This is a genomic window from Trichococcus sp., from assembly GCF_055118575.1.
Map to the genome: position 1 here is coordinate 1 of NZ_JBSQPW010000039.1, position 11,570 is coordinate 11,570.

Genomic DNA, 11,570 nt, shown 5'->3' on the forward strand with positions numbered 1-11,570 from the left:
GCACGCCGCCAGCGTTCGTCCTGAGCCAGGATCAAACTCTCATGTAATGTGGGCTCTTGTACAGAAACCCTCATGAAAAGCTGAAAAGCTCTTAATTTCGGGTATTCGGATTTAATAGTGGAAAAGGGCTTATAGTTCGCCCTTCTCCAATTTCTCAATTAAGGTGGAAATGTCGACACCAAGAAGCTCGCCACGCTCACGTTCACGAACAACGCCAACGGGGAACATTTTCTCGAACATCGGATAGTTGTAGTCTCGAAGTTCGTAGTCATCCAAACGTTTCTGATACTTGGGTTTACGTTCCTTTTGAAGTCCTTCTGTAAAGAGTATTTTGGCTCGTAAAGCTTCGAAGGAGTAGCCCCTTCCTAAACGGTTTGTGACACGTATAAGGCTGTTCAGAGACTCCGTATAGGCGTTTGTAATGCGATGGTCGAAGTAGTTGAATATCTCTTCTTCCCAATTCGCCATAGCCTTTGTAAGAGGCTCAAAAGCGGATTGCAGTTCCTTTGGTATCTTGGCTTTCCAATCGTGGTATCTGAGGTACGCTTTCTGTCTGCTGTCGGTATCCCAAATATCGAAAAATGATTCCTTCAAGTCATAAGCAATACCGAGAGAGGGGTGATTCTTCGTCCATAGGTCAAGCGTTATCTTATCCATTTCCGTAAGCTCTTTATGGCGTTTCAAGAGGATAAAGCGGTCGTGCATAAGCCCGCGCCGTTCCTTCGGTGATAAGCCTTCTCTAAGCTGTTTGCGGATGGATTCTAAGGCTTGATTCGCCATACGGACAACGTGAAACTTATCGACGATGATAGTCGCCTTGGGCAGTACAGCTTTCACAGCGTCCTTATACGGTCGCCACATATCCATTGTGACGTATTGTATTCGTCCTCTGTTTGGAAGGCGTGAGAGGTAGCTTACAACCGTTTCCTTATTGCGATTGGGTAGAACGTCTAACAAGGTACGTTCCTCGATGTTGGTTAAAACGCATCTTGGCTTGATAATGTGAATTTCGTCTATTCCAAGCCAATTAGGTGTTTCAAATCGAAGCGTCTCTTCCAGGCGATTGATGTAATCACGAAAGATGTTCCGTATCGTCTTTTCGTTCAGCCCGACATCTTCTGAAATACTGACAAACGTGCGTTTAAGACTTTGCTTCTCGACGTAAGACAATAACCGTTTGGTGCAGTTTCGCTTCTCGTCTATGGTGTGTTCTAATCGTTCCCAAAAAGTTTGATTACATTCACGGCATTTATATCGCTGACGCTTTACAAGAAGCCCTACACGTTTTCCATGAATAGGCAGATCCATACAAAGATGGTCTCTGTTATCATGCTTATACAGATTTGCCACGCATCCACAATGTGGACAAAAAGAAGGTGGAGAGGCTGTCTCCACCTGGATCAGAAAGTCATGTTCATTTTCAGCAAATTGTTTGATATTGAAGTGGGGGAGGTTTAGAATCTCCATTGTGTCACCTTCTACATCTAGTAAGTTAGCTCTTTAAATACTAATCGTTTCTCGTATAACAGATTTTAAACTAATTGAATAATCGTTCTATTCATCTAGGAAACAACCGTTTGATTGAGGGCTTTACTTTTTGATAACGGTAAATCTTGCGTATAAGGCATATCGTAGGCAAGAGCTGTTTCAGCTTTCGCCAATTCTTTCCCCAGATATGCTGCGTGATCCAAACGAGAAAGCAAACCGCGCTTGATTGCTGTATTTGCAATATCACTGGCTAGTTTTCCTTCAATAACTTCATTCAGAGTCCCATCCAGGATGTAATGTTCACACCTAATTGATTTCTTATTTCGATCAAGAATAACTAGGAAAAATCCCTCTGGGTCATGAACCCACTCATCATTTTTAAGACGTTCTGCTTTCACTATTTTGGGTTCTTGAATTATCGGAAGAAGCATTACTGGGTCCCCATTTGGCTTGCCCTCATAAGCACGAACTACCTGATGCAATCGTTCGACATCTCGTGTTCCAATTTCATCAACGATTTTCACTCGTTGGCGAAAAATTTCGATCTCTTTCAAGGTAATATTCTTGAGCACCGGGCGAGGTCCAACTGCGCCTATAATCCGATACTTATCGTCTATCCCATTTTCTTTTAATGACAAAATGGCTTGCCCTGCTTGATGACCACGAGAGTCGCGCCCACATAGTATTAAGTGTGAAATATTGGGATTCGCGGTAACATTTCGAATCAAGCGTTCTATTCCTAGATTTTCTGTCGATAAGGTACCAACAATAGATATATGATTTAGTAATCCGGAACCTTGTATTTCGGACGGGAGATCTGTATCGGCTAAAGTACATATTGCAACAAAAGATGTATCATTTCCGACTAGATAATTTCCTTCTGCTATTGGCCATTTTTGTTCCTGCTGGGTCGAGGGGGAGGCCACATTGCTATCGTTGGGATCCACTGTTCCACAAACGGATTGTTTCTGAACTTCGGTTTTAAGTTCACAGCTGCAATTTGAGGGGTGCGTATTCTTCGATTTATTTTCATCACAACCACATGCTGTATTATTTACTTGTGGTTCACCTTCGCACGAATCGTCATCACACCCACACGCAGTACTGTTTACTTGGGGTTGACTTCCGCATGCATTGTCATTACAGCCACATGCAGCTCCATTGATTTCAATTTCATTCGATCCATTAATCAATGAACTAAAATGATTGTACGGCTTAATTGGGAAACAAACTTCACACCCAAGACAGTTATGTCTAACTTTGTTCCCTTCGTCAACCCACTGTTTTAAATCCAGTTGAACTTCTTTTGCAATCGGTTTATCTATATCTTCTAGATCTTGCTCAACGGCTGTCATCACGTCAAGTACACATTCACATCCTACACATTTAGGGATCTTTCGTATTGTGTCTAATTGTTTATGAATGCTTTTAATGCCTTCTGTTATGCCCATCATCAACTCTCCTTGTATGCTAATCAATTATTTTTGATTAGAATGCCAATCCATAGGTAAATCCTCACCAATGATAAAAAATTTCATCACTCGTTACCTATGGCATTGGCTTTATTCATCTGATACTTCCGGAGAACCATCGCATTTGCAATAACAACCAAGGCGCTTCCTTCGTTAAGAAGCAAACCTGTAGTCAGGCTCATCACTCCGGTCAAGGCTGTAACAATAAGGAGGGCTACAAGAGCTAATGAAAACCCGATATTTTGATGTATTTTCGCAACGGTCTTACGGCTAAGTTTGATCAGATAAACCAGTTGATCCAAATTATCCTGCATCAATGCGATATCAGCCGTTTCCAAAGCAACGTCTGTCCCTTGGATTCCCATCGCGATCCCCACATCGGCCTGAGCCAGTGCAGGCGCATCGTTTACACCGTCACCCACCATCGCAACAAGACCGTACTTCTTTTGCAGTTCTTTAATCGCTGTAATTTTATCTTCCGGCAGTAATTCTGCCCGTACCTCATCCACGCCAAGTTCCCGGCCAATGGCTTCACCAGTAAGCCGGTTATCGCCCGTAAGCATGACGATTCGTTTTACACCGGTAGTTTTCAGACGTTGAATCGCTTGTTTTGCGTTTTCTTTCGGTCGATCCGCTATCGCGATTAATCCAAGTACAAGATCAGCAGTTCCCAAAAGCGTGACGGTCTTTCCTTGTCCTTGAAGTGTTTCAATTTGTTTTAATTGATCTTGATTCAGTTTTACATTCAATTCGCTGAACAACCGGGGACTGCCGATATAGTATGTGGTTCTATTTATGCTGCCTTTAGCTCCCCGTCCGGTTAATGTGTCGAACTCTTCAACACCTGGAAGATTTATGTTTCTTTTTGAAGCTTCTTGAAGAATTGCCTCAGCCAAAGGGTGTTCAGAAAGTTTTTCAAGCGCACCGGCAATTCCCAGCAGTTTTTCTTTTGATAAATCGGAGACAGATACAATATCCGTTACCGAAGGCTTTCCGACGGTTAATGTACCCGTTTTATCAAATGCGACCACTTGGATGTGACTGGCCGTTTCCATATAGCTGCCGCCTTTTACCATAACCCCGTTTCGCGCCGCATTTCCTACACCAGTTACGACAGCTATTGGAACTGAAAGCACTAGAGAACAGGAGCATGAAACAACCAATACGATTAACGCTCTATATAGCCACGTGTCAAACGGTTGGCCAAAGAAAAGGGTTGGTATAACAACCATTAAAACGGCGATCACGAACATGATCGGCGTGTAGACTTCACCAAAGCGTTCACTGAAACGTTGTGCTTTTCCTTTATCTCCTTGTGCATTTGCCACTAATTCAATGATTTTTGACAAGGTGGTATCCTGCGCCAATTTCGTCACTTCAATTTCCAAAGCACCGCGGCCATTCATTGTGGAAGCATATACTTCATCGCCTGATATTTTTGCAACCGGAACGGATTCTCCTGTGATTGTCGATTGATCCGCTGTAGACGTACCGCTTACAACAACCCCATCTACTGGTATTTTCTCCCCTGGTCGGATCAGAACCCGATCGCCAATCTCGACTTCATCGGCTAGTATGCGAACTTCGCGGCCTTCCCGTAAAACGGTTGCTTCCCGGGGTGCCAGTTCCACAAGCGCTCGGACGGAATCCCTGGCTTTATTTACTGCATAAGCTTCCAACACTTCACCTAAGGAGAAGATGACCACAAGACCTGCGGCTTCTTCCCACAATCCCAGATAGATGGTCCCGATAACTCCGACAATAAGCAGAGTATTTATGGAAAGTTTTCTCCTTCTCAAGTCCATCCATGCACTCTTGGCTGGGTAAATACCCCCAATAATAATTGCAACACCATACAATGCAACAGCCCATATTTCCGGTAAACCTAGGAAAAGTTCTGAGATTAATGTAAAGACTGTTGTGATCCCTGAAATAATCAGCAATACCGTTCTTGGTTGTTTCCACCATTTTGACTTACTCATGTTGAGCCCTCCCTTTATCATTGTCTAATTTCAAGTCAAATCACTATTCATCAATTTTTTTGATTAGGAATTTATGTTTAATCAACTTTCCCTTTCTCCTAGGAAAATAAGCTTTCAATTATAACTGCAAGCCAAGTTTTTGATTACGCCAGGTAATCGCATATATATTAGGATCTCGGATCAATTTATTATTTAACGACTGGATGTCCGATTTTCTTTAAATTTTCCTCGATTTTTTCACGGGGCAATTGAGAATCATCATATGTGACGGTTAATTTCTCAGCAATAAAGTTTACCTCTGCTTTCTCAACCCCGTTTAGCTTCGCTACCGTTTTTTCGATATCCTTTGCACAGGAAGGACAATCCATACCACTTACTCGAAGAACTTCTTTCTTCATTTATTCCATTCCTCCTTAATTAAAGGTGTTTATCAACTTTTTTTGATTTGAATAACATAAGTAATTCCAATTTCATTCTAAAAGGCAAAAGATTACCTGGCATAACCAAAAACTTAATAATGCAGTAACAGTTGAACGGGTTTCATGAGTAACCGGGACATCGTAAGTTGTTAATCTAAGAATCCCCAATACAAGTCAGAGTATTATGACATCAAAAAAAATTGATGTGAATCTTAAAATAAAAAGCCAGCACCGAAACACTCGCTTTTTATCATTGGGACAAGGCATGAACCTGTTCCAATATTTTAGGATTTCGAAGGCTGTAATGACTCCATGAACCGTGGATTTCGCGATCGATAACTCCAGCGTCAAGCAATATTTTAAGGTGATACGATACTTTGGACTGGCTCAGGTCCAATAATTCTTCAAACTCACAGGTGCACAAATCAGATTGCTTTGAAAGCAAGTAAACCATTTTTAAACGAATTGGATCACTAAAAGCCTTTGTCACAGAAGCTATTCTTTGAATTGCCTCTTCTTGTGGAAGGGGCACATCACCTCGACGGACTCTTGGAATATCCGTTATGCATTGATCCAAGGCCCACACCCCCTAATCAATTTTTTTTGATATGTTTATGAATCCATAATACTCCTGTCGAAAACATAAGTCAACTCCGTCCTTGACCTCTAGTATATTCTTTATGCTTGCAGCATATAGAGGAAACCATCCGAAATGGAGATGTAAAATAATCACAGTTACTAATTGCAGTAACACAATCTAGCGCAAAAAAAAGTACGTTGATTTCAACTATTTAATCCGATTTTATACTTTAATATCTGTGCTTAACTTTTCACCATAAAATCCGAATAGCCTTAATTTCTTGCTGACTTTATGTTTGCAATACGATGTATCGCCTTCGTTTGCTTCGACCGAAGTCTAAGCTCCCTGCACATTTGGTTCGTTCATTCTTTGTTCAGTTTTCAAAGGTCAATCGCGCATCACGTATTACGTGATTGCTTATTCATAACATTTTTTCAAATCATTTCAAAGCCGATTCTGGCGGACAACTTCTATATACTATCATCGCAGCCGCATGCTGTCAACGACTTTTTTAAGTTTCTTATAAAATTGTGGTTTTCATGTCAGCACACGGTTCCTCTGGCTAGCATTTTCAGGTGTTCCATTATATAGTAGAAATGAAAAACGGAGAGCCCCATCGGAGGGCAGAAAGCGAGAATTATAATTGGATAAAAAAATCATTTTTTTGGATATTGATGGCACTTTGGTGACGGATGACGGCTGGGTTCCCTCCTCCGCTGCGGACGCATGCAGACAGGCACGCTTGAATGGGCACGAAATTTATTTGTGCACCGGCCGCTCAAAACCGGAAATCTATGATTTCATCATGGAAATCGGCTTTGACGGCATCATCGGTGCTGGCGGCGGCTTTGTTGAACTGAATGACGGAATGCTTTACCATAAGACAGTCCCGGCCAGCGAAGTCAGACGGATGGTGGATTTCTTTGATCAGCATGGCGTTGATTTTTACTTGGAATCAAATGGCGGGCTGTTCGCCAGCAAGAATTTCCTGCCTCATGTGGAACGTTGCATTTACGGTGACATCGCCAATGATCCGGATGCCCGTAGACGTAAAGAAGAACAGCCGCATCCTTTCATCGAGGGATTGATCTACGGTGAAGAGGATCTGTATAAGACTGATGTCAATAAAGCCTGTTTCCTTCAGAGCGACAAACTTTCTTTCGCACAGATCAAGGCGGAATTCGAAAACGCCTTTGACACGATTCAGTGCACCGTCCCTCAGTTTGGGGATGACAGCGGTGAACTGATGGTACCAGGCGTACACAAAGCGACCGCAATTGAAGCGTTACTGACACATCTGAGCCTTCCCAAAGAGCGAACGATTGCAATCGGCGATGGCTTGAACGATTTGGAGATGTTCGACTATTGTGCGGTCGGGATCGCCATGGGGAATGCCAAGGAAGAACTGAAGGCTGTCGCGGATCATATCACAACTTCAGTGGACGATGATGGTCTCTATCAGGCATTCCGTACTTTCGGACTGGTCTGACTGCGTCAGCATAAAAGCTTATCCATTTCATAAAATAATCTTCACAGTTTCTTCATAATTGAGTTTTACTATGAGTGTAGGCCAATCACAAACAATCTTTTTCAATTTCTTTACTCCTCCAAAGTAAAGAGCAACTCCTTTAGGGCTGTCTGATAACTTCAGGCAGCTTTTTTTTGCTATTTCTTAATTTTTTCGCCATTCCATGATACTATATGAAGTAATACCTCGCTGGATGCGAGCTCTGCAACACATAAAAAAAACTATTTTTTCTATAGATGAAAAAAATCAAATCGTAAACGGGGATGTGCATATGGAACCTATTCGCAATAAACTACTGGACTGCAAAAGGATCGTCATCAAAATCGGCACAAGTTCTTTGATGCTGGCGGACGGATCCGTAAACTACCAGACTATCGACCGACTTGCTTATGTCTTGACCGTTCTGCGCAACCAAGGGAAGGAAATCGTTTTGGTATCTTCCGGTGCGATCGGTGTCGGACTCAACCATCTGAACCTGCCGCATCGTCCGAAATCCATACCCGAGCAACAGGCAGTCGCTTCCGTCGGTCAGGCCGAATTGATGAACCTCTACACCCGCTTTTTCTCGCACTATAACCAGATCGTCGGGCAAATACTCATGACTCTGGATATCGTGCAGTTCCCGGAAAGCCGCAGGAATGCCGTAAACGCCTTCGAACAGTTGTTGAAAATGGGCATCATCCCGATCGTAAACGAGAACGATGCTGTTTCTGTTGAAGAACTGGATCACCTGACAAAATTCGGAGATAACGACCGCCTTTCCGCAACCGTAGCGGAAATCATTTCTGCCGACCTGTTGATCATGCTGTCCGATGTCCCTGGTTTTTACGATAAAAATCCAACGGCACATCCAGATGCTGTGCTCTTCCACACCATCCATGCAGTCACTTCAAAGGAAATGGCTTTGGCTGGCGGGAACGGTTCGAAATTCGGGACCGGCGGCATGGCAACCAAATTGAAGGCTGCCAAACAAATACTGAAGAACAAGCAGCAGATGGTATTGACGCAAGCCACCGACCCTACCGCACTATTCGATATACTGGCTGGAAAAGAAATAGGAACCTATTTTGTGAGAGAAGACAAGTAGAGGAGGATATTCGATGAACAGTTTATTGCAAGAAATGGGCATTGCCGCAAAAGCCGCAGCCAACAGCCTGAGGAAAGCCTCAACCAAACAAAAGAATGAGGGGCTCTTGGCTATGGAAGCCGCCCTTTACACGCATCAAGATGCTATCCTGACCGCAAACGCGAAGGACATCGCAGCTGCCGCGGCCAATGGTTTGCCGACGCCGATGATCGAACGCTTGACTTTGAACCCGCAACGGATCAAAGGGATGGCGGACAGTTTTAAGGAAATCGCACAACTGCCTGATCCGGTCGGCTACGTCGAAGAAATGACGAAATCAGCCGATGGTTTGATGATCGGCAAACAACGCGTTCCGCTTGGTGTCATCGGAATCATCTATGAATCGCGACCAAACGTCACGGCGGACGCGAGCGCTCTTTGCTTCAAATCCGGCAATGCCGTCATCCTGCGCGGCGGAAAAGAAGCATTGGAATCCAACAAAGCCATCATGACCGCATTACAGGCCGGACTTGTCGACGCCGGCTTCGCCAAGGAAACGCTGCAACTGATCCCTGATCCGTCCCGCGAATTGGCCAACGAATTCATGAAACTGAATGGCTATCTGGATTGCCTGATCCCTCGCGGAGGAGCCGGACTGATCCAGAACGTGTTGAAAAACGCGACCGTTCCGGTCATAGAAACTGGCGTCGGAAATTGCCATTTGTACATCGACAAAGATGCCGAATTGGAGATGGCTACGCGCATTCTGGTGAATGCGAAATGTTCCCGCCCTTCCGTCTGCAATTCCATCGAGACGCTTGTTGTCCACGAAGCAATCGCGAATGCTTTCCTGCCTGTTTTCGCGGAAGCTTTGGCGCCTTATAAAGTGGAATTGCGCGGCGATGCGAAGACCTGCAGCATCCTGCCTGAAGCTGTCCCAGCAACAGAAGAGGATTTCGCTGCCGAATTCTCGGATTTCATTTTGGCGATAAAAGTGGTTTCCTCTTATGATGAAGCCATCACGCATATCCAAAAGTACAGCACCGGCCATTCCGAAGTGATCGTCACCGATTATTACCAAACGGCACAGAACTTCCTGAACGATATTGATGCAGCGGCAGTCTACATCAACGCTTCTTCCCGTTTCACGGACGGTGGTTGTTTCGGCTTCGGTGGAGAAATCGGCATCAGTACGCAAAAACTCCATGCCCGTGGACCGATGGGATTGAAGGAATTGACTTCCTACAAGTACATCATCTACGGTGAAGGCCAGATCAGATCCTAAGAAGAATCCTCATCAAAAATATTGAGAGCCGGGACACCGTTCCCGGCTTTTTCTGTCCATCAGCAGCAAATACCGTCTTACAGAGAAAAGGAATGATTATAACAATGAAAAAGAAGATTGCAGTCATCGGTGGCGGCATCGTCGGCGCCACCGCCAGTTACTACTCGGCAAAAGCCGGCTACAGCGTCAGCGTGTTCGACAGCGGTACCGGCCAAGCAACAGCCGCAGCGGCAGGAATCATTTGCCCTTGGCTGTCCAGACGCCGCAACAAAAAGTGGTACCGCCTCGTCTCCGAAGGCGCGGCTTTTTATGACAAGCTGCTGGCCGACTTGGCTTCCGATGGCTTGAAGACCGATGCCTACGCACGTTGCGGCGCCCTGATCCTGGGACAATCCGTCGAATACCTCCAGGAGGTCCATGACCGTGCACTGGAACGTCGCGAGCAGGCGCCTCTGATCGGGAACGTCGCTATCCTCAAAGGCACCGAAATCAAAAAAATCTTCCCGCCGCTCAGCAACGTCGAACAAGCCGTTTACGTGGGCGGCGGCGCTCGCGTGGACGGTCGTGAATTGACGAAGACATTGCTGCAGGCGACAACCCGCTTCGGAGGCAGTATCCACAAAGGGACTGTCTCACTCTCCAAGGATAACGATGGCATCTTGTCCGTCTTGACACCGGACGGAAAACAGCAAAAATTCGATGCAGTCATCCTGGCGGCAGGCGCTTGGCTACCCGAGCTGCTCCAGCCGCTAGGGTACACAGTCGACATCCGCGGGCAAAAAGGGCAGCTGGTTGTCCTCCAAAATGAAGAGAGCGATCTGCAGAACTGCCCGGTCATCATGCCTCAAGGTGAAATCGATCTGCTTCCGTTTGGCCAAGGGAAAACAGTCGTCGGCGCAAGCCATGAAAACGACAAAGGCTATGATCTACAGCCCGATGCTTCCATTACGGATCCGATGCTGGAACAAGCCTATGCTTGGCTCCCTGACCTAAAAGAAGCGCCCGTCGCGGATATCCGTGTCGGTACGCGGGCCTACACCTCCGATTTCAGCCCCTTTTTCGGTAGTGTCCCGGGTCTGGATAACTGCTTCGCGGCAAGCGGTCTCGGCTCATCCGGGTTGACTTGCGGCCCATTGATCGGGTATTTGTTGACCGAACTGGTCCGTGAGCAACAAAGCACCTTGCCCCTCGAAGACTATCCGATTGACGCTTACATCAAACAGACGACTTGCTAAAAACACAGAAATAGTATCCATTATCCTCCGTATTTTTTGCCATTTCGCCGAACTTGAAATATACTTATATTAGATGGAGGTGAAAAATATGTGGAAAGAATTTAAAACATTCATCATGCGTGGAAATGTGCTTGATCTTGCCGTCGGGGTTATCATAGGGGGTGCATTTACAGCAATCGTTAATTCATTAGTCAAAGATATCATTACACCGATCATCGTAGCCGTAACCGGCAACGCAGACTTGACAGGCCTATCTTTCAAGATCGGCCAGGCAGACTTCACGTATGGTAATTTCCTGCAAGCCGTACTGAACTTCTTGCTGATTGCCCTTGTCCTCTTCATGATGATAAAGGTAGTCAACAATCTCAAACGCAAAATGCCCGAGGAAGAACCCGTGGAAGTTGAAGCCGAAGTACCGGTTGTTGAACTTTATCTGAAAGAGATCCGTGATTTGATGGTTGATCAGAACAAAAAAGCTGAATAAGAGCGGAGTGAGCGTTGGATGATCGAGCATC

Annotated in this window: 10 protein-coding genes; 5 read left to right on the top strand and 5 right to left on the bottom strand. The window is 45.2% G+C overall.

All coding sequences use genetic code 11. The features are described from left to right. Positions 1–129: 129 nt before the first annotated feature. The 5 genes from ACTCCX_RS10665 to ACTCCX_RS10685 all read right to left on the bottom strand — a co-directional run bounded on the left by ACTCCX_RS10665 (position 130) and on the right by ACTCCX_RS10685 (position 5,938). The gene (locus tag ACTCCX_RS10665) at positions 130–1,467 is read right to left on the bottom strand and encodes an ISL3 family transposase (protein ID WP_029594550.1); all 1,338 of its coding nucleotides are present in this window, start codon (positions 1,465–1,467) and stop codon (positions 130–132) included. Between the two features lie 95 nt (positions 1,468–1,562). Continuing rightward, entirely contained in the window at positions 1,563–2,942 is a 1,380-nt protein-coding gene (locus ACTCCX_RS10670) for a DUF4346 domain-containing protein (protein ID WP_082707470.1), read from the bottom strand. Positions 2,943–3,025: 83 nt separating this feature from the next. After that, positions 3,026–4,942, bottom strand: a complete 1,917-nt coding sequence (locus ACTCCX_RS10675; protein WP_392455506.1) for a heavy metal translocating P-type ATPase — start codon at positions 4,940–4,942, stop codon at positions 3,026–3,028. Positions 4,943–5,130: 188 nt separating this feature from the next. Continuing rightward, positions 5,131–5,340: a heavy-metal-associated domain-containing protein gene (locus ACTCCX_RS10680; protein WP_029594547.1), complete on the bottom strand. Its 210-nt coding sequence runs from the start codon at positions 5,338–5,340 to the stop codon at positions 5,131–5,133. 271 nt (positions 5,341–5,611) lie between these two features. Continuing rightward, positions 5,612–5,938, bottom strand: coding sequence for an ArsR/SmtB family transcription factor (locus ACTCCX_RS10685; protein ID WP_051627660.1), 327 nt, complete (start codon positions 5,936–5,938; stop codon positions 5,612–5,614). Positions 5,939–6,584: 646 nt separating this feature from the next. Here ACTCCX_RS10685 and ACTCCX_RS10690 point away from each other — a divergent pair. From ACTCCX_RS10690 to mscL, 5 genes are all read left to right on the top strand, one after another. Then, entirely contained in the window at positions 6,585–7,430 is an 846-nt protein-coding gene (locus ACTCCX_RS10690) for a Cof-type HAD-IIB family hydrolase (protein ID WP_068562378.1), read from the top strand. Between the two features lie 319 nt (positions 7,431–7,749). Continuing rightward, positions 7,750–8,556 (top strand): glutamate 5-kinase, encoded by an 807-nt coding sequence (proB, locus tag ACTCCX_RS10695; RefSeq protein ID WP_463275998.1) that lies wholly within the window; start codon positions 7,750–7,752, stop codon positions 8,554–8,556. Positions 8,557–8,569: 13 nt separating this feature from the next. After that, a complete protein-coding gene (locus tag ACTCCX_RS10700) occupies positions 8,570–9,820 on the top strand; it encodes a glutamate-5-semialdehyde dehydrogenase (RefSeq protein ID WP_463275981.1) in 1,251 nt (416 codons plus the stop codon). A gap of 104 nt (positions 9,821–9,924) precedes the next feature. Further along, on the top strand, positions 9,925–11,055 hold the full coding sequence (locus ACTCCX_RS10705; protein ID WP_463275982.1) for an NAD(P)/FAD-dependent oxidoreductase: 1,131 nt from the start codon (positions 9,925–9,927) through the stop codon (positions 11,053–11,055). Positions 11,056–11,143: 88 nt separating this feature from the next. Further along, the gene (mscL, locus tag ACTCCX_RS10710; protein WP_463275983.1) at positions 11,144–11,539 is read left to right on the top strand and encodes a large conductance mechanosensitive channel protein MscL; all 396 of its coding nucleotides are present in this window, start codon (positions 11,144–11,146) and stop codon (positions 11,537–11,539) included. Positions 11,540–11,570: the final 31 nt, after the last annotated feature.

What these genes read in the sequence shown, in the direction of transcription:
- ACTCCX_RS10665 (WP_029594550.1), bottom strand. Translation starts at nt 1,467, where the DNA reads ATGGAGATTCTAAACCTCCCCCACTTCAATATCAAACAATTTGCTGAA.
- ACTCCX_RS10670 (WP_082707470.1), bottom strand. Translation starts at nt 2,942, where the DNA reads ATGATGGGCATAACAGAAGGCATTAAAAGCATTCATAAACAATTAGAC.
- ACTCCX_RS10675 (WP_392455506.1), bottom strand. Translation starts at nt 4,942, where the DNA reads ATGAGTAAGTCAAAATGGTGGAAACAACCAAGAACGGTATTGCTGATT.
- ACTCCX_RS10680 (WP_029594547.1), bottom strand. Translation starts at nt 5,340, where the DNA reads ATGAAGAAAGAAGTTCTTCGAGTAAGTGGTATGGATTGTCCTTCCTGT.
- ACTCCX_RS10700 (WP_463275981.1), top strand. Translation starts at nt 8,570, where the DNA reads ATGAACAGTTTATTGCAAGAAATGGGCATTGCCGCAAAAGCCGCAGCC.
- ACTCCX_RS10705 (WP_463275982.1), top strand. Translation starts at nt 9,925, where the DNA reads ATGAAAAAGAAGATTGCAGTCATCGGTGGCGGCATCGTCGGCGCCACC.
- mscL (WP_463275983.1), top strand. Translation starts at nt 11,144, where the DNA reads ATGTGGAAAGAATTTAAAACATTCATCATGCGTGGAAATGTGCTTGAT.